Source organism: Pollutibacter soli (assembly GCA_029269725.1).
GTDB lineage: Bacteria > Bacteroidota > Bacteroidia > Chitinophagales > Chitinophagaceae > Pollutibacter > Pollutibacter soli.
Genome location: JARJHS010000002.1, coordinates 845828 through 864770 on the forward strand (window position 1 = coordinate 845828; position 18943 = coordinate 864770).

The window sequence follows — 18943 nt, forward strand, 5'->3', positions numbered from 1 at the left end:
ATTTTCTATTTTCCGGTGAGGTATTCCAGTTCAATGACAGTTTCATTGTACTGTTGGATGATATTGATATATTGTAATTGAATCTGAACAGCATTGTTCATGAGAACGGTCCATTCAAGATAACTGATCTCTCCATGTCTGTAAGCCAGGTCTGCTTGTTTTATCATAAGAGCGGCCTGTGTCAATCCTGATTTCTCATAATAATCGATACTCTGCTGATGTTTGAGCAGCTCGGTATGAAGTCGTTTAAACCTGTTGCTGATCTGCAGTTCAGTCGTCATAGTATTGATCCGTGCAACTTCTTCATTGATTTGCCCTGCCCGCACTTTTGCCTTCGTTGTTTTATTAAAAATCGGGATGGCTGCGGAAAGATTGACAATATGAAAGCGGTCGCCCGCGGTGAAATACTTCTGTGTAACACCATCCAGGCTCTGGTAGCCGACAATTGATTGGTTACTATAGCCGACAGTAAAGTCAGGCAACAATTTAGATTTCTCGGTTTCTGTTTGCGCTGATGCCGATTGCTGAAGCAGACGACTATAGGCCAGTTGCGGATGTTCCGTTGTTTGAGCACTATCAGGCAAAATAGGTGTTTTTCGTTTTAGTGATTCATAAACCGGTAATATCAGACTTTCTGAATTCAGCAACAATTGCAGTTGCTGCTGCGTGATGAGCAGGTCAGCGTCTGATTGTTGCTGCAATAATTTTAATTGCTGCAATTGCGCTTCAGCTGTTGTCTTTTCGAGAAGACTGGTTTCACCGGCCTGCAAACGGATTGTTGCTGCCTGCAGGAAACGCTCATAAACAGAATCAAGGTAAATCAGTCTTTTTCTCCTTTCCTGTAATGCTGCGAGTTGGTAAAAAATAATCTTTACTTCCTTTTGAAGCTCTGCCGTGCGCCAGGCAACCAGCCCGATTTGCGCAGTTCCTTCAGCTTCGTACAGTGCGCGTTGACGTTTGTATACCGGCGGAAGACTTAGTGTCTGGCCAATAAAAAAACGCGTATCATTTTTTGCACTGTTGATATTGCCAAACTCTCCGCCTACAACCGTTTTCGACGGATCAAATACATCTTTCCGGAGCGCATTCCAGTATTCAGTCTGTTTTTTCAAACCCTGTACAGTAAGGTTTTGTTGTTCTGCAGTTTTCGTCATTTCCTCAAGTGACATAGAAGTTTGTGCATTTAAGGAGTTGCTTAAAAAAGCCGTCAACACAAAAACAATTGCAATGCCGGCTTTGCCATTTGAACGTCGTTTTCTTTCGGCCCAGGTGTATAAAACTGGCAGAACAATCAGTGTTAACAATGTCGCTGTAACTAATCCGCCGATTACTACAGTGGCTAATGGCCTTTGCACTTCTGCACCGGAACCATTGCTAACAGCCATCGGTATAAATCCAAGCGCAGCAACAGCTGCCGTCATCAGAACCGGACGCAGGCGAATACCCGTTCCTTCGAGGATAATTTGTTTTGTATCAGTGAGTCCTTCCTGTTTGAGTCGGTTGAACTCAGTGATCAGTACAATTCCGTTTAATACAGCAACTCCAAACAACGCGATGAATCCAACGCCTGCTGAAATACTGAATGGCATGTCTCTCACCCAAAGCGCAAGAACACCTCCGATGGCTGAAAGAGGAATAGCCGAAAAAATCAGGATACCATATTTTAAAGATCCAAAGGCAAAATAAAGCATGAGCAGGATCAGGAGCAATGCTGCAGGTACGGCGATGGATAACCGCGATTTTGCTTCTACCATATTTTCAAATTGGCCACCGTATTTTACGAAATAACCTGACGGAAGTTGTATGTGTTGATCAACCCGGTCGCGCAATTCTCCTACAACAGATTCAATATCTCTGCCGCGAACATTAAAGCCAACAATGATTCGACGTTGTGCATTTTCTCTTTGTATCTGGTTAGGTCCCTGTTTTATCTGTACATCTGCCACCTGGTACAATGGAATCTGTTGGCCTTGTGGGGTGGGGATGAGCAATTGTCTTACATCTGTGAGGTCGTTGCGCAGATTTTCGTTCAAACGGACTACAAGTTCAAAGCGGCGCTCTTTTTCATAAATGAGTCCTGCAGGTGCGCCGGCAAACGCGGTACGAATCACCTGGTTGATATCGGCGATATTCAATTGATAAAGTGCAATGGCATCGCGACGATAGGTTACAACGATTTGCGGCAATCCTGTAATGGTTTCAATGTAGATGTCCTTGGCGCCCGATACCTGTTGTACTATTTTCCCCAGTTTGTTTGCATAAGTGGCGAGGCTATCCAGGTCATCCCCAAAAATTTTGCAGACGATATCCTGTCTGGCTCCCGATATCAGTTCATTAAACCTCATCTGTACAGGGAACTGAAACCCGCTGCTCATGCCTGGTATCACTTCCAGTGCACGACTCATTTTATTGGCCAGTTCATCAGAACTCTTTGCAGTTGTCCATTCACTTTTTGGCTTCAGTGAGATCATGATATCTGTCATTTCAATGGGCATGGGATCAGTAGGGATTTCACTGGCACCTATACGGGTCACAATCTTTTCCACTTCAGGAAAATTGGCCTCGAGTACCGCAACCGCTTTTTGTGTTGTCTTAATGGTTTCAGTAAGCGAGCTACCTGTAATCAATCTCGTATCAACCGCAAAATCTCCTTCTTCCAGCTCAGGAATGAATTCACCGCCAAGTGTTGACATGATCCAAAGCGCAAAGCCAAACAGAGCAATCGATACAGACACAACTGTTTTCGGAAATCCTAAAGCCTTATTTAGAATGATGCGATACCTGCGTTGCAGAAATTTGATACCCCTGTCTGCAAATGAATCTTTATGATTGACTTTTTTACTTAGGAAGAGTGACGAGACCATCGGCACATAGGTTAATGAAAGCAGAAAAGCACCTACCAAAGCGAAGGATACCGTCTGCGCCATTGGCTTAAACATTTTCCCTTCGATACCGGTGAGTGTAAGAATGGGCAGATAAACAATTAGAATAATTGCCTGCCCGAAAACAGCTGAGTTCATCATTCTGCCCGCCTCTGACTGGACTTCTGAATCCATTTGCAGCTGAGTAAGTCGGTTTTCTCTGCCATTAATCGTATTATTATTCGATATTCGATGAAGCACAGCTTCAACAATAATCACTGCACCGTCAACTATCAAACCAAAATCCAGAGCGCCAAGGCTCATTAAATTTCCGGATACACCGAAGAAATTCATCATGATAATTGCGAAAAGCATCGACAGCGGAATCACAGATGCAACAATTAATCCTGCCCGAAGATTTCCAAGAAAAATCACGAGTACAAAAATCACAATAAGGGCGCCTTCCAGCAGATTCTTTTTCACGGTGCCGATAGCGTTATTGACCATTTTTGTGCGATCGTAAAATGTTTCCAGTATCACACCTTCAGGAAGTGTTTTGCGGATCTGCTCGATCCTGTCTTTCACTCTGGTAATTACCTCCGATGCATTTGCGCCTTTTAACATCAACACTACGGCACCGGCTACTTCTCCCTTATCCCTGAACGTTAGTGCACCATAGCGGATCGCGTGACCTAATCTTACTTCCGCAACATCACGGATATATACCGGAATTCCGGAAGGAGAATATCGCACAACTATTTTTTCGATATCTGCAATGGATGCTGCAAGACCTTCCGTTCTGATGAACAACGCCGTTGGTCCCTTTTCAATATATGCGCCACCGCTGTTCTGGTTGTTTTTTTCGAGCGCATTAAAAACATCAGCAACAGTCACATTCATTCCCTTTAACCTGTCGGGAATAATGGCAACTTCATACTGTTTCAGATAGCCACCGAAGCTGCTCACATCAGCAATACCAGGTGTACCCAATAGTTGACGCCGTACGATCCAGTCCTGTATGGATCTGAGTTCTGCCAGGTCAAATTTTGCTTCATAGCCTTTGGCTGGACGTAAAACGTACTGATAGATTTCGCCCAGACCGGTGGTGGCAGGTCCGAGTTCAGGCAGTCCTGCTTCGGCGGGAATCTGTTCCCTTGCCATGGATAGTCGCTCGCTCACCTGTTGTCGTGCCCAGTAAATGTCAATGTCATCATCAAACGCAATGGTAAGCACGGATAAACCGAAACGGGATATCGATCGCATTTCCTTGATACCAGGAATATTGCTCGAAGCCTGTTCCAGAGGGAAAGTGATGAGTCGTTCTACTTCCGGAGCTGCTAGCGATGGTGATACAGTAATTACCTGGACCTGGTTGCTGGTGATATCGGGAAGGGCATCGATAGGGAGTCTGAACAATTCAATAACTCCATAAATCAAAAGTCCCAGTGTAAATACACCAACGATCAGCTTGTTCCTTACGGAAAAGCGAATAATCGCATTTAACATGAGAAAATGTTTTAAACCTGAAAAATGAAATCAGTGTGCAGGAAAAATGGATCAGGCAATACGGGGCGGCTGAAAAATATCATATCCTTTTTCGAAAGAAGGATTATCATCATTAAAAGAAAAGAACTGCTGTTGTGGGGCAGAAATCTCCGGCAATTCCATCTGCATGGGCTCGATACTGGTCTGGGAGATGCTCATCAGGTTGGAGTCGATCGCCCTGAACGGCAATTGCTGATCCTGTTGAAAATCATCTGTTGGTTGAATGGGCCTGATATAGTGTATCCGGAGAAATTCAACCACCGTCATCTCAGGATTTACCAGCAGGTGTTTCTGAAAATGATTCACCAGGTATGGCATGCGCAGCAACTGGTGGCCCTCTCCATAAGAAAGGAGATAGATGCAGAAGAATAATATGCCCAGTGCTTTTTTCAGATTTACGAAATTAGGAAAAAGGTTTTCCATGCACTAAAAAAAGTGAGGGCAAATGATTGCCTGGGGTTATGAACCATCCGTCCGGATTTTAAAACAATTTGAAAATGCAGAATATCAGGCCCGAATCAACCCCACACGGTTGCTATCTTCTGACCATTCCCGCACTTCATACAATTATTTCTTACCCGTCATTCCTTTCTTCAATTCTTCCACCTTACATAAATAAAAAGCCCCCAGCTTTTTGCAGGGGGCCTTAATATTCCTGAACCATCCATGTTTAAAGTCTTACAAACTTCTCCTGCACTACCGTTTCCGTACGACCCGTACCCAGGATAAGTGTATTGCCTTCAAAATAATATTCAATCGTATAATCGATCGTCTGCGTGTTTGGTGGATCTGAAGCAATGATCTTCAGTTGGTTGTCTGCAAGTATCTCATACTTACCCTCGAGGATATAATTCGGTTGCCCGGCAGGTTTACGATAATAATTACCTTCTTCTGTGAACCTTACAACTACATCTTCATCAATTGTTTTCCAGGACAAAGGACCGCCCCAGTATTCGTTGCTGTTGATTTCTTTCATCTTCCAGGTGCCTGCCAAACCAATCTGCTTTGCAGAAAATTGATTGGTTTTCCTGCATGCTCCCACCAGGCTCCAACTCAAAATCAATACTGCTAAAAACCCTTTCATAACGGGACATTTCGGATGTTGACATGAATGATACTGCTTCCGTTGCACCAATCCTTATAAATCATCGCTTTCGGGTTATTTTTGAACATAAATTTTCAGGTATGTCTGCAGATGATAAACTTGACCGCGTCGTGGAGGCACGGATGAAATTAAAGGCCCGGTTTGAGGAGAAGATGAAGAATACTCCGTCAGTTGCAGATGGAAAGCCGATGGGACGGGGACCGTTGAACCGTCATGGAATGCCGGTTACGCCTGTGGGTCAGACCCTTACAAAAAAATGGCCGGTACTGGATCTAGGTATACAACCCGATATTCCGCTGGATCAATGGCTGTTGATTGTGGACGGCGCGGTTCAGAATCCACTTGAACTCACCTGGGATGATTTTATGGCCCTTCCACAAACTGATGATGTATCCGATTTTCATTGTGTGACCACATGGTCCAGATTGGATATTCCATGGCAGGGAGTAAGGTTTATGGATATTGCTGCACTCGCCATGCCCACAGACGACGCAACGCATATCATGTGTTACGGATATGATGATTATTCTACCAACCTTTCTCTCGAAGAGGCTTTGAAACCAGATGTGTTACTCGTACATCACGCCGACGGGCAACCGCTACCGAAGGAACATGGAGGTCCTGTTCGAATGATCACGCCACAGCTATATGCATGGAAGGGATCAAAATGGATTAAAAGAATTGAGTTTCTCCGATATAACATTCCCGGTTTCTGGGAAGAACGAGGTTATTCGAATACGGCGTATCCGTGGAGGAATGACCGATATTCCTAAGGACGAAGGCTGAATAAGTTATAAGTGTTAGGTGGTAAGTTAACCTGGGCTGAAACCGGTAACCGAATTCACCTCTGGTTGTGATAGCTGGTTCACTCATGCTCCTGAAAGAGCATACGGTTTGTAGCCTCCTGCATGCAAGAGATTGGCATTTAGTGTAGACAACACATGCATTGTATATACCAGATGCTGAATAATACGAAACCGCTATCTTGCTGCCTGAAAAAAATCAAACCGTATTATTTCAATCAAACAACCATTCCAACAAAAGCCGCATGAAGAAAAAATCTTTTTTATTGATAGCAGCAATGATGTCTTTCCTGAACATTGTTTCTGCGCAGAATACAAGATGGACAGAAGCAAAAGCAAAAGAATGGTATGCTCAACAGGGCTGGCTTCGTGGTTGTAATTTTCAGCCAAGTACTGCAATAAATCAGCTGGAAATGTTCCAGGCGGAAACATTCGATACCGCAACCATAAATAAAGAGCTGGGCTGGGCCCAAAACCTGGGCTTTAATGTTATGCGCGTTTACCTGCATCATTTATTATGGACATCGGATAAAGAAGGGTTTAAGAAAAGGTTGAACACCTATCTTACAATTTCCACAAATCACAAAATAAAAACGCTGTTTGTGTTCTTTGATGATTGCTGGAACGATACCGCCTGGGTGGGTACACAACCCGCACCTAAACCCGGAGTTCATAATTCAGGTTGGGTACGGGATCCGGGTACCATGCTTTACAGATATCCCGACACGTTGAAGGCACTGGAAGCATATGTGAAGGACATTTTGAGTACGTTTAAAAACGACAAGCGAATCTTGATGTGGGATCTGTATAATGAACCCGGTAACAGCGGACAATTCCAGAAAAGTTTACCCCTGCTTAAAAAAGTATTTCAATGGGCAAGAGAAGTAGGACCCTCACAGCCAGTGACGGCGGGAGTTTGGTCAGACGGACCCAATTTCAAAGAGCTTAACATCTTCCAACTGGAAAATTCAGACATTATAACCTATCATAATTATTCATACATAGACAATCATAAATACAATATAGATACACTAAGAAAATATGGCCGACCATTAATTTGCACTGAGTATATGGCAAGGCGAAATGGAAGCCTTTTCCAGGTGATAACGCCCCTGCTGAAAAAGGAGAATGTCGGGGCCATCAACTGGGGATTTGTCAGTGGAAAAACAAACACCATTTTCGCCTGGGATACGCCAATAAAAGATGGAAAGGAACCGACACTTTGGTTTCATGATATCTACAGAAAAGACGGCACCGCATTCAGCGAATATGAAGTAGAGTTTCTAAAGCAATTATTACACTGAGAATTTATAATCAGGAAAGCAACGGTTGTTTTGTCGGCAGATTAAACATGGACTGCTGATTAAGTATTCTTTCGTCAGAATTTGATAGATGCAAATATTTCCCGCAGATGCGCGCGGACATCAGCACGACTCTTTTCAGCGAAAATCAGCGTGCCTTTTAATCTGCGTAATCAACGGGAACCTTTGAGGTCTCCGCATTTTCCCGCAGATCAGCGCAGATCGAATACACGCAGATGTGCGCAGATATCAGCACGACTCTTTTCAGCGAAAATCATCATGCCTTTTAATCTGCGTAATCAGCGGGAACTTTTGAAGTCTCCGGATTTTCCCGCAGATCAGCGCAGATTGAATACACGCAGATGTGCGCAGACATCAGCACGACTCTTTCAGCGAAAATCAGCGTGCCTTTTAATCTGCGTAATCAGCGGGAACCTTTGAAGTATGCACATTTTCCCGCAGATCAGCGCAGATTGAATACACGCAGATGTGCGCAGATATCAACTGATTGTGTTCAACGAAAATCATCATGCCTTTTAATCTGCGTAATCAGCGGGAACCTTTGAAGTCTCCGGATTTTCCCGCAGATCAGCACAGATCGAATACACGCAGATGTGCGCAGATATCAGCACGACTCTTTCAGCGAAAATCATCGTGCCTTTTAATCTGCGTAATCAGCGGGAACCTTTGAGGTCTCCGCATTTTCCCGCAGATCAGCGCAGATCGAATACACGCAGATGCGCGCAGACATCAGCACGACTCTTTTCAGCGAAAATCAGCGTGCCTTTTAATCTGCGTAATCAGCGGGAACCTTTTAAGTATGCGCATTTTCCCGCAGATCAGCGCAGATTGAATACACGCAGATGTGCGCAGATATCAACTGATTGTGTTCAACGAAAATCATAATGCCTTTTAATCTGCGTAATCAGCGGGAGCCTTTGAAGTATCCGCATTTTCCCGCAGATCAACGCAGATTGAATACACGCAGATGCGCGCAGACATCAGCACGACTCTTTTCAGCGAAAATCAGCGGGAAAAATGAGATAATACAAATAAAAAAAGGTGGCCATGACCACCTTTATTATTTTAAATTTCGTCAACCTTTCTCAATCGCGAAGACTAACGTTTAACGTTATACGTAAAACGTTAAACCAACATAATTACCGGATTCTCAAGGTACTTCTTCACTGTCTGTAAGAAAGCCGCACCAACAGCACCATCAACAGAGCGGTGATCGCAACTGAGGGTGACTTTCATCACATTGGTAACATCAAATCCGGTTCCCTTTTTCACCACCACTTCCTTGATTCTTCCAACAGCAAGGATAGCGCTATCCGGAGGATTGATGATTGCAGTGAACTCATCAATATCCATCATGCCCAGGTTAGAAATCGTGAAAGTGTTTCCACTGAATTCGTTGGGTTGTATTTTTTTGTTGCGCGCTTTATCGTATAGATCTTTTGCTTCTGCTGCGATTTGTGAGAGGCTTTTCTGATCAGCAAAACGAATCACAGGGACAATCAAACCTTCCGGTAATGCAATTGCACTGCCTACATGAATATGCTGATAAGTTCTTACAAAATCACCCATCCAGCTGCTGTTCACCGCTGGATGCTGACGCAGAGCCATCGCGCAGGCTTTAATCGTGAGATCCTGGAAAGAAATTTTCACCGGGCTCACTTCATTCCATTGTTTTCTTGCCGCCATCGCATTGTCCATGTTAATTTCCATGGTCAGGAAGAAATGCGGCGCCGAATACATGCTCTCGCTCAGGCGTTTGGCAATAACTTTTCGCATCTGCGAATTCTGGGTATCTGTGTATCCTTCTTTTCCGCCTGGTGCGAACGCAGGAACTGCTGCAGTTTTTGCAGCAGGTGCTGCAGATGCTGCTGCCGGTTTTGCAGAAGGAACGAAACTATCGACATCACGTTTGATTATTCTTCCGCCGTCACCGGTTCCCTGTACCTGTTTAATATCGATACCTTTTTCTTCGGCAAGTCTTTTTGCAAGAGGAGAAGCTTTCAATCTGCCATTTTCAGAAGCATTGTCTGATTCATGTGAACCCGTTTCTTCGGCAGGCTTCGATTCAGCTTTAGCTTCGGGTGCGGCCTCCTCAGCTTTTGCATCACTACCACCAGGCTGATCCAGTGAATTGAGTAATCCACTGATATCAGTACCTTCTTTACCTACAATGGCAATGACGCTGTTTACTTTCGCAGCTTCACCTTCTTTTATACCAACATGCAATAAAGTACCATCAGCATAGCCGACAACTTCCATTGTGGCTTTGTCTGTTTCCACATCAGCCAGGCTATCATCGGCCTTCACTTTATCACCAACTTTCTTATTCCAATGAACAATTTTTCCTTCGGTCATCGTATCGCTCAATAAAGGCATGCGAATAACGGTTACACCTAATTGCTCGGGAGTAACAGAAGGACCTTTTGGTGCGGGAGCGGCAGGTTTTGCAGATGGTTCAGCTGGTTTTGCGGCGGGAGCTTCTTCTTTTTTAGGCGCTGAACCTCCTGAATCACCAGAAAGCAGTTTTTTATAATCCTCACCTTCCTTACCTACAATCGCTATAATATCATTCACTTTCGCCGCATCACCTTCGTTCACGCCCACATACAGCAGTGTTCCGTCAGCATATCCTACCACTTCCATGGTAGCCTTATCTGTTTCAACGTCTGCGAGAACATCGTCACTTTTAACCTTATCACCAACTTTTTTGTTCCACTTCACGATCTTGCCTTCAGTCATCGTATCACTCAGGAGCGGCATTCGTATCACCTCTGCCATATAGAAGCTATCGGTTTAATAGTTTTTAAAATCGATTTGGAAGGTCGAAATTAAGGTAAATTGATCAATTCATCCCTTGAAGGAAAGCGCCTTAAAATCAGTAGTCCAGGTCGAGGTTCAGTCTCTCTTTCAATTCCTGGATCAATGGATAAGCCTGTATCATTTTTAAATACTGTTCACGCGCAGTGAGCGGTCGCTCTACCGGGGTGTCCGGCTCTTCGCTTGCTTTTACGATCACCTGGTAATTGAGTGACCTGTTATTAAAAAACTGTTGAAGATGATTGATCAGCGCCCCACGTTCCTGTTCAATAAATTTCTGCTGGATATTGGTTTCAGTATAGATTTCAAAGCTACTATCACTGGTAATCACCAACTCAGACCTTTTGAAATTATCAGCAGTTGAATGATTTTTGTCTTCGGTAAGTTTCTCAATATACTCCTCCCAGGCTTTTCTCAGATTTTCGCCATCCAGCGGCGTCGTGCTATCCTCTCTTCCCGACTTGTTGGCCATCTTCGCCCTGATCTTCTGAAGTGCGCCCATAGTTGGCCGCTCCTTTTTTTCGGCAGGTGCCTCCGATTCAACCGGTGCATTTTCTTTTTTTGGAAATGCCTGGATAGATTTCACTTCTTTTTCTGTCTCCACAACCAGCCTGGCCTTCATCTCACCTGCCTGCTGAGGCGGAGCCGAATTGGTTTTTGGCGCTGCATCTTTTGTTTGCGCACCGGGTGCTTCCTGGAGTTTCCGAATGCTTACTGCCCGGAACTGATCAATCCTTTTTTTTTTGACAGCGCCTTCGCCTGAACTTTCGATCGTTAATGCCTGCTGCAGATAAGCGAGTCGCACAAGCAATAATTCAATATGCAGCTTCTTGTTTTTCGCCTGTTTGTAACCGATATCAGCATCGTTCAGCATGTTTACTGCACTGATGAGCCATGCGAGTGAAATTTTTGACGCTGATTCCTGGTATTTATCCCTGAAACTTTCCACCACTTCCAGCAATGAGAGTGTTCTTTTATCACGGCAGACCATCAGGTTCCGAAGAAATTCAGAGAATCCTGCGATTACAATTTCGCCATCAAAACCTCTTCTGTTGATTTCATCGAAAAGCAACAAGGCGCCGGCAAGATCCTGCGAATTAAGCATGTCCAGCAACCTGAAATAATATTCTTCATCCAGGATATTCAGGTGCTCGAGTGTATTTGAATAAGTAATTTTTCCGCCGGTAAAACTCACGATCTTATCGAGAATGCTCAGTGCATCACGCATACATCCTTCACTCTTCTGAGCGATTACCTGCAGTGCTGATTTCTCTGCTGAAAGTTCTTCTTTATCTACAATTTCTTCGAGATGCTCGACCGTATCTTCCGTTGTAATCCTTCTGAAATCAAAAATCTGGCAACGCGACAAAATCGTCGGAAGGATCTTGTATTTTTCTGTTGTTGCCAGGATAAAAATTGCATATGGCGGAGGTTCTTCCAGCGTTTTAAGAAACGCATTGAACGCTGCCGCACTCAGCATATGAACCTCGTCAATGATATACACTTTGTATTTACCTGATTGCGGAGCATACCTTACCTGCTCGGTAAGTGTTCGGATATCATCAACAGAGTTATTACTTGCTGCATCCAGTTCGTGGATGTTCAGCGATGTGCCAGCATTGAAAGTGACGCAACTCTGGCACTGATCGCAGGCTTCCCCATCCTCACGCAGATTTTCACAATTGATGGTTTTCGCTAATATGCGGGCACAGGTCGTTTTACCCACACCTCGCGGTCCTGTAAAAAGAAAGGCGTGCGCAAGCTGATTCTGTCTGACAGCATTTTTTAATGTAGTAGTGATGTGCGACTGACCCACCACGGAAGAAAAATTCTGGGGACGGTACTTTCTCGCAGAAACAATGAATTTTTCCATAAAGCGGCAAATTAAGAAAATTTGGCAACTGGAAACGGGTATCGGCTAACTTGTAAGCCCTATCTTGTAATTGCTGAACGCCAAAACAATCCAAACGATTATGCCTGAATATGTTTTGTCATTTGACCAGGGAACGACCAGTTCCAGAGCAATCCTCTTCGATTCTTCAGGAGCCATTGCAGATGTTGCCCAGAAAGAGTTTACGCAGATATTTCCTCAACCCGGGTGGGTGGAACATGATCCGATGGAAATCTGGGCCACACAATTGGGTGTTGCTGCTGAAGTGATTTCAAGGAAGGGAATCAGTATAAAGAATATACATACGATCGGAATAACCAATCAGCGTGAAACAACCATCGTCTGGGATCGTGTCTCAGGCGAGCCGGTGTACAATGCAATCGTCTGGCAGGATCGTCGTACCGCTGATTATTGTGATCAGCTGAAAAACGATGGCCTGGCGAAAATGATCGGGGAAAAAACCGGATTGGTAATCGATGCTTATTTTTCCGCAACCAAGCTGAAATGGATACTGGATAATATTCCTGGCGCACGAGCAAAAGCGTCTGCAGGCCAACTTGCTTTTGGTACAGTCGATACCTGGCTTTTATGGCGGCTGACCCAGGGACAGGTACACGTTACCGATATGAGTAATGCGTCGCGAACTATGCTTTTCAATCTTACAACGCTGGACTGGGATGATGATCTTTTGAAGCTGTTTGATATTCCACGAAACGTTCTGCCATTTGTAAAAAGCAGCTCCGAAGTATACGGGATAACGCAACGCGTTCTCGCACCATCATCTGTGCCGATTGCAGGAATTGCAGGTGATCAGCAGGCTGCGCTTTTCGGACAGCAATGTATTGAGCCGGGGATGGTAAAAAACACCTATGGTACCGGTTGTTTTATGCTGATGAATACAGGTGATAAACCGATTTTTTCAACAAATAATTTATTAACAACAGTAGCGTGGAAGCTGGGGAATAAAGTTGAATATGCATTGGAGGGAAGTGTGTTCATTGCGGGTGCGGTTGTACAATGGCTGAGGGACGGGCTCGGTATTATCCGCAGTTCTGCAGATGTAGAGAAGCTCGCGCGGGAAGTGGTTTCCGCGGAAGGCGTTTTTGTAGTGCCGGCATTTGCCGGACTCGGTGCGCCTCACTGGAACCAGCATGCCCGTGGAACCATTGTTGGTCTTACCAGGGGAAGTACCAGATCGCATATTGCCCGCGCAGCACTTAACAGTATTGCCTTTCAGACTCATGACGTACTTAGGGCTATGGAAGCAGATGCGGGTATTCCTATACGTGAGCTAAGGGTTGATGGTGGCGCAACTGCCAATGATCTGCTCATGCAGTTCCAGAGTGATATACTGAATGTACATGTAGTACGTCCACGCATAACCGAGACAACTGCACTTGGAGCAGCGTTTCTTGCTGGTCTTGCTACTGGTTTCTGGACGAGCACTACCGACCTCGCCAAACAATGGCAGAGAGAAAAAGAATTTACACCGGAAATGGAAGAACAGGAAAGAGATACTTTATTAAAAGGATGGAGTAAGGCAGTTCATGCGGCAAAGGCCTGGACCGATGTTTAAATGAAGATGGATACTATATGAGAAGAGAGGCGATGCTCGAAATACTGGGTAACAGCCGGCAGTGGGATCTGTTGGTGATCGGTGGTGGCGCAACCGGGTTGGGCATTGCTATTGATGCTGCTTCCCGCGGCTACAACACTTTGTTACTCGAAAAAAAAGACTTTGCCGGAGGTACATCCAGCAGAAGCACAAAGCTGATACATGGTGGTGTTCGGTATCTGGCTCAGGGAAATATTGGCCTCGTAAAAGAGGCATTAAAAGAGCGAAGTCTCCTGCTAAAAAATGCGCCCCATCTTTCGCATAAACAATTGTTCATTGTTCCTTCTTACAGATGGTGGGAGAAATGGTATTATGGGTCGGGCCTGACTTTTTATGATTTGCTGGCCGGTAAATCCGGCATTGGCAAAACAAAGATCATGTCGTCAAAAGAAGTAATCCAGCATATACCCGTAGCCGAGAATTCAAAACTCTCCGGTGGCATCGGCTATTTTGATGGTCAGTTCGACGATGCACGCCTGGCGATCAATATGGCGCAGACCGCTGCTGAACAAGGTGCTGTACTGCTGAATTATTTTCCGGTAAAAGAATTGATAAAGACCGGTAAAAAAGTAAGTGGAGTTATTGCAACTGATTCTGTTAACGGAAAGAATTATGAGATCCAGGCAAAGGCGGTGATCAATGCAACTGGTGTTTATGTGGATGAAATTATCAGGATGGAAGACAATGAATCGCCGGGTATGGTTTCGCCTTCGCAGGGAATACATCTTGTTCTGGAGAAAAAATTCTTTCCTGGGAAAGCTGCGTTAATGATTCCAAAAACTGCCGATGGACGTGTTTTATTTGCAGTGCCCTGGTATAATCGTGTTGTTGTGGGTACCACGGATACACCAGTAGACAACATCGCAGGAGAGCCTTTGCCATTCCGTGAGGAGATCAGTTTTATCATTTATCATTTCAATAAATACCTGAATGCAGACATCGGCGAATCCGACATCAGGAGCATATTCACTGGCCTGCGACCGCTGGTAAAATCATCGAACACCGGAAAAACAGCTATGCTTTCACGTGACCACACGATCGTTGTTTCCACCGGAGGATTGATAACAATTACGGGAGGAAAATGGACTACCTACAGAAAGATGGCGAAGGATGCCGTCGACAATGCAGTTTTTGTTGCTAAACTAAAGCCACAGAATTGCGTAACAGAAAATCTCAAAATTCATGGGTGGACAGATAATTTTCAATCGGAGACCTATCTTAAAAACTATGGCAGTGATGCACCAGCAATTGAATCATTGGAAGACGATCCGGAATTGAAAAAGAAAATTCATCCTTCATTTCCTGATACCATGGCGGAAGTTTTCTGGGCTGTTGAAGAAGAGATGGCGATGAGGGTGGAAGATGTACTGGCACGGAGAACGAGACTTTTATTTCTTGATGCAAGAGCTGCGCTGGAAGCAGCGCCTGCAATAGCAGATGAAATGATGAAATGGCTTGGTCGGGATGAACACTGGAAGAAAAAAGAACTCGAAAGTTTTTCAGAGCTTGTAAAAGGATACCTGCCTTATTAAAAGCTCATTATTTTTTGCCATATTACAGAATCAAAATTGCCTGCTATGAGTCCATTCCTTGGTGAATGCATCGGAACTGCTATCCTGATTACTCTGGGTGACGGAGTTGTAGCCAACGTACTTTTAAAACACAGCAAGGGCTTTAACAGCGGTTGGATCGTCATTACTTTCGGTTGGGCGATAGCGGTATTTACAGGGGTGTATGCTTCTGCGCCTTCCAGCGGGGCACATCTCAATCCGGCGGTAACGTTTGCGTTGGCGTCACTCGGTGATTTTCCCTGGAAGGATGTACCCATGTATTTATTGGCGCAATTGTTGGGCGCTGCAATCGGAGCCACACTTGTTTGGCTGGCATATATGCCTCATTTTAAAGTCACCGAAGATGCAGGTTTAAAACTGGCAGTATTTTGTACGGGGCCTGCCATCAGAAATCCTTTGAATAATTTTGTCACCGAGGTTATCGCGACCTTCATTTTTATCCTGAGCATTTTATTGATTACTAAGCCTGAGATGAAGATCGGCGCGCTGGACGCACTCCCGGTTGCATTACTTGTGCTGGGGATCGGTTTAAGTCTCGGCGGCCCGACGGGTTACGCCATCAATCCCATCCGTGATTTTGGTCCCAGGCTTATGCACGCCATTTTGCCGATACCCGGTAAAGGAACGACTGACTGGGCGTATGCCTGGATACCGGTGCTGGGTCCGTTGGCAGGAGGTGTTTTGGCGGCGCAGCTTTTTCGGGTTCTTTAAACCTCGCAGGTCTAAAGACCTGGCAGGTTTTTTAGACCTGGGAGGTCTTAAACCTGGGAGGTCTTAGACCCCCAAGGTTGGGTACCCCCCGGGGGTGATTATGTTAAGATATTTTGATTATCAACGTTTTAATTTTTGTCTATGCGTACTGTTTTAATTGCAATCAGCATTTTCTGCTTTTCCGCGACACAGGTTTATGCGCAGGAAGCCAAAGCCCGGCTGAACCATATTGCTTTTTATGTGACCGACCTGAAAGTCAGTACTGATTTCTATATGAATCTCGTCGGGCTGGATTCGATACCCGAGCCTTTTCATGATGGCCTCCATACCTGGCTGCTCATCGGACCCAAAAGTCATTTGCATCTTATCGTTGGCGGGAAACAAAGATTCGAACACCACAAGCACACACATCTGTGCTTTACTGTTGCATCAGTAGAAGATTTCGCGAAAAAGCTTAACGATAGAAAAATCTATTATGAAGACTGGCCTGGTAAACCTTACGCGATAACGACGAGGGTAGATGGTGTGAAGCAGCTTTACCTTAAAGATCCCGACGGTTACTGGATCGAGATCAACGATGCACGCGAGTGACGTTTAACGTTGAACGTTTAACGTAAAACGTCGGAAAAAACTTGCCCGGGCATGACGATAATAAACCGTCACGTATTACCTTTGCGGCATTAATTCAAAGTCACTTTAAATATTTTTTTCATATGGCTAACAAGGGGAAAATCAAACAGATCATCGGCGCGGTTGTGGATGTACAGTTTGAGGGTCAGTTGCCCGAAATTTACAATGCAGTGGAGATCAAAAGAGATTCCGGAGAAAACCTTGTTATGGAGGTGCAGCAGCACCTGGGTGAAGACAGCGTTCGTTGTGTGGCTATGGATGGTACCGAAGGTTTGATCCGCGGTGCTGAAGTAATTGATACAGGCGCTCCTATTGCTATGCCAACCGGCGAACTGATCAATGGCCGCTTGTTCAATGTAACCGGCGACCCAATCGATGGTTTGCCAGCTGTATCGAAAAAGAACGGCCGTGCGATCCATGCGAAACCACCATTGTTCGAAAACCTGAGTACTGCTTCTGAAGTACTTTTCACAGGTATTAAAGTTATCGACCTGATCGAGCCTTATGCAAAAGGTGGTAAAATCGGTCTTTTCGGTGGTGCGGGTGTTGGTAAAACAGTATTGATCCAGGAGCTGATCAACAATATCGCGAAAGGATATGGTGGTCTTTCCGTGTTTGCAGGAGTAGGTGAGCGTACCCGCGAAGGAAATGACCTGCTGCGCGAAATGATCGAAGCTGGTATCATGAAATATGGTGATGCTTTCAAACACAGTATGGAAGAAGGTGGATGGGACCTGGAGAAAGTAGATATGGAAGGTCTGAAAGAATCTAAGGCAACTTTCGTATTCGGACAGATGAATGAGCCGCCGGGAGCACGTGCACGCGTGGCACTTTCTGGTCTTACGATCGCTGAATATTTCCGCGATGGTGATGGCCAGGGTAAAGGAAAAGACATTCTGTTTTTCGTAGATAATATCTTCCGTTTCACACAGGCAGGTTCTGAGGTATCAGCGCTGTTAGGTCGTATGCCTTCAGCGGTGGGTTACCAGCCAACACTTGCTACTGAGATGGGTCTGATGCAGGAACGTATCACTTCAACCAAAAACGGTTCAATCACTTCCGTACAGGCGGTATATGTACCTGCGGATGACCTGACCGATCCGGCTCCGGCAACTACATTCGCCCACCTGGATGCGACAACGGTATTGAGCCGCAAGATCGCTGACCTTGGCATCTATCCTGCGGTGGATCCATTGGATTCAACTTCAAGGATCCTGACTCCGTTGATCGTGGGTGAAGCACATTACAATTGCGCAAACCGTGTTAAAAGTATTCTTCAGCGCTATAAGGAATTGCAGGATATCATCGCGATCCTTGGTATGGATGAATTGAGTGATGATGATAAACTGGTGGTTAGCCGTGCTCGTCGCGTACAGCGTTTCCTGAGCCAGCCGTTCCACGTTGCTGAGCAGTTCACTGGTCTGAAAGGTGTATTCGTGAGTATCGAAGACACGATCCGTGGCTTCAACATGATCATGGACGGTGAAGTTGACGAATATCCGGAGGCAGCATTTAACCTGGTAGGTACCATCGAAGATGCTATCGAAAAAGGTAAGAAAATGTTGAGTGCAGCTAAAGGCTGAGGTGTAAGGCCGAATGGCGAAGGTCGAAGTGAATACAGGTAAGAGGTTAGAGGTAAGAAGTGAGAAGTATAAGTGAATAGTTTATAGTTATCAGGGTCTAGCGTTGAACGTTCAACGTTAAACGTAAAACGTACAAAATGCATCTTGAAATATTAACACCGGAGAAAAGGCTCTATGCCGGAGATGTTTACGGCATACAGCTGCCTGGCATCAGCGGATCATTTGAAATACTGGAAAAGCACGCGCCGATGGTAAGTGCCCTGGGTGCAGGAAATATCAAATTACTGATGGATAAAACGGGATCGAATGTTACCAATTTCAGAGTAAGAGGAGGTTTTATCGAGGTCCTGAATAACAAGGTCACCGTGCTGGTGGAAGGTGCAACTGAAAATTGATTTAATTTTTTTCTACGAAGAAAAGCTCTCCTGTCCAGTGAGGGCTTTTCTTCTTTAATACCAAACAGATATTGAAAGCTGCCCAGGATAGAAA

13 protein-coding genes are annotated in these 18943 nt (G+C 45.0%); 8 read left to right on the top strand and 5 right to left on the bottom strand.

What is annotated here, in order from left to right; translation table 11 throughout:
* Nucleotides 1-5 precede the first annotated feature (5 nt).
* The 3 genes from P2W82_RS08105 to P2W82_RS08115 all read right to left on the bottom strand — a co-directional run bounded on the left by P2W82_RS08105 (nucleotide 6) and on the right by P2W82_RS08115 (nucleotide 5490).
* Nucleotides 6-4367 carry a CusA/CzcA family heavy metal efflux RND transporter gene (locus P2W82_RS08105; RefSeq protein ID WP_336515359.1) on the bottom strand — a complete coding sequence of 1454 codons (4362 nt, stop codon included), beginning with the start codon at nucleotides 4365-4367 and terminating at the stop codon, nucleotides 6-8.
* 51 nt (nucleotides 4368-4418) lie between these two features.
* A complete protein-coding gene (locus P2W82_RS08110; RefSeq protein ID WP_336515360.1) occupies nucleotides 4419-4829 on the bottom strand; it encodes a hypothetical protein in 411 nt (136 codons plus the stop codon).
* Between the two features lie 247 nt (nucleotides 4830-5076).
* Nucleotides 5077-5490: a hypothetical protein gene (locus tag P2W82_RS08115; protein WP_336515361.1), complete on the bottom strand. Its 414-nt coding sequence runs from the start codon at nucleotides 5488-5490 to the stop codon at nucleotides 5077-5079.
* 101 nt (nucleotides 5491-5591) lie between these two features.
* Here P2W82_RS08115 and P2W82_RS08120 point away from each other — a divergent pair, with 101 nt between their 5' ends.
* Nucleotides 5592-6284, top strand: a complete 693-nt coding sequence (locus P2W82_RS08120; RefSeq protein WP_336515362.1) for a sulfite oxidase-like oxidoreductase — start codon at nucleotides 5592-5594, stop codon at nucleotides 6282-6284.
* 275 nt (nucleotides 6285-6559) lie between these two features.
* Complete coding sequence (locus tag P2W82_RS08125) at nucleotides 6560-7618, top strand: cellulase family glycosylhydrolase (protein WP_336515363.1); 1059 nt, start codon at nucleotides 6560-6562, stop codon at nucleotides 7616-7618.
* Nucleotides 7619-8761: 1143 nt separating this feature from the next.
* Here P2W82_RS08125 and P2W82_RS08130 read toward each other — a convergent pair.
* Both P2W82_RS08130 and P2W82_RS08135 read right to left on the bottom strand, forming a co-directional pair.
* A complete protein-coding gene (locus tag P2W82_RS08130; protein ID WP_336515364.1) occupies nucleotides 8762-10414 on the bottom strand; it encodes a pyruvate dehydrogenase complex dihydrolipoamide acetyltransferase in 1653 nt (550 codons plus the stop codon).
* Between the two features lie 97 nt (nucleotides 10415-10511).
* Nucleotides 10512-12326, bottom strand: coding sequence for a DNA polymerase III subunit gamma/tau (locus P2W82_RS08135; protein WP_336515365.1), 1815 nt, complete (start codon nucleotides 12324-12326; stop codon nucleotides 10512-10514).
* A 100-nt stretch (nucleotides 12327-12426) separates the two neighbouring features.
* Between P2W82_RS08135 and glpK the strand changes: the two genes are divergently transcribed.
* From glpK to atpC, 6 genes are all read left to right on the top strand, one after another.
* Complete coding sequence (glpK, locus tag P2W82_RS08140; protein WP_336515366.1) at nucleotides 12427-13920, top strand: glycerol kinase GlpK; 1494 nt, start codon at nucleotides 12427-12429, stop codon at nucleotides 13918-13920.
* 17 nt (nucleotides 13921-13937) lie between these two features.
* Nucleotides 13938-15491 carry a glycerol-3-phosphate dehydrogenase/oxidase gene (locus P2W82_RS08145; RefSeq protein WP_336515367.1) on the top strand — a complete coding sequence of 518 codons (1554 nt, stop codon included), beginning with the start codon at nucleotides 13938-13940 and terminating at the stop codon, nucleotides 15489-15491.
* Between the two features lie 45 nt (nucleotides 15492-15536).
* On the top strand, nucleotides 15537-16241 hold the full coding sequence (locus tag P2W82_RS08150) for an MIP/aquaporin family protein (protein WP_336515368.1): 705 nt from the start codon (nucleotides 15537-15539) through the stop codon (nucleotides 16239-16241).
* Nucleotides 16242-16382: 141 nt separating this feature from the next.
* Nucleotides 16383-16832, top strand: coding sequence for a VOC family protein (locus P2W82_RS08155; RefSeq protein WP_336515369.1), 450 nt, complete (start codon nucleotides 16383-16385; stop codon nucleotides 16830-16832).
* A gap of 122 nt (nucleotides 16833-16954) precedes the next feature.
* Nucleotides 16955-18454, top strand: a complete 1500-nt coding sequence (gene atpD, locus P2W82_RS08160) for a F0F1 ATP synthase subunit beta (protein ID WP_336515370.1) — start codon at nucleotides 16955-16957, stop codon at nucleotides 18452-18454.
* A 137-nt stretch (nucleotides 18455-18591) separates the two neighbouring features.
* Nucleotides 18592-18849 carry an ATP synthase F1 subunit epsilon gene (atpC, locus tag P2W82_RS08165; protein WP_336515371.1) on the top strand — a complete coding sequence of 86 codons (258 nt, stop codon included), beginning with the start codon at nucleotides 18592-18594 and terminating at the stop codon, nucleotides 18847-18849.
* Nucleotides 18850-18943 lie beyond the last annotated feature (94 nt).

Coding starts and splice junctions, on each gene's coding strand:
- P2W82_RS08145 (WP_336515367.1), top strand. CDS start 13,938: ATGAGAAGAGAGGCGATGCTCGAAATACTGGGTAACAGCCGGCAGTGG.
- P2W82_RS08105 (WP_336515359.1), bottom strand. CDS start 4,367: ATGTTAAATGCGATTATTCGCTTTTCCGTAAGGAACAAGCTGATCGTT.
- glpK (WP_336515366.1), top strand. CDS start 12,427: ATGCCTGAATATGTTTTGTCATTTGACCAGGGAACGACCAGTTCCAGA.
- P2W82_RS08150 (WP_336515368.1), top strand. CDS start 15,537: ATGAGTCCATTCCTTGGTGAATGCATCGGAACTGCTATCCTGATTACT.
- atpD (WP_336515370.1), top strand. CDS start 16,955: ATGGCTAACAAGGGGAAAATCAAACAGATCATCGGCGCGGTTGTGGAT.
- P2W82_RS08155 (WP_336515369.1), top strand. CDS start 16,383: ATGCGTACTGTTTTAATTGCAATCAGCATTTTCTGCTTTTCCGCGACA.
- P2W82_RS08135 (WP_336515365.1), bottom strand. CDS start 12,326: ATGGAAAAATTCATTGTTTCTGCGAGAAAGTACCGTCCCCAGAATTTT.
- P2W82_RS08115 (WP_336515361.1), bottom strand. CDS start 5,490: ATGAAAGGGTTTTTAGCAGTATTGATTTTGAGTTGGAGCCTGGTGGGA.
- P2W82_RS08130 (WP_336515364.1), bottom strand. CDS start 10,414: ATGGCAGAGGTGATACGAATGCCGCTCCTGAGTGATACGATGACTGAA.
- P2W82_RS08110 (WP_336515360.1), bottom strand. CDS start 4,829: ATGGAAAACCTTTTTCCTAATTTCGTAAATCTGAAAAAAGCACTGGGC.
- P2W82_RS08120 (WP_336515362.1), top strand. CDS start 5,592: ATGTCTGCAGATGATAAACTTGACCGCGTCGTGGAGGCACGGATGAAA.
- atpC (WP_336515371.1), top strand. CDS start 18,592: ATGCATCTTGAAATATTAACACCGGAGAAAAGGCTCTATGCCGGAGAT.
- P2W82_RS08125 (WP_336515363.1), top strand. CDS start 6,560: ATGAAGAAAAAATCTTTTTTATTGATAGCAGCAATGATGTCTTTCCTG.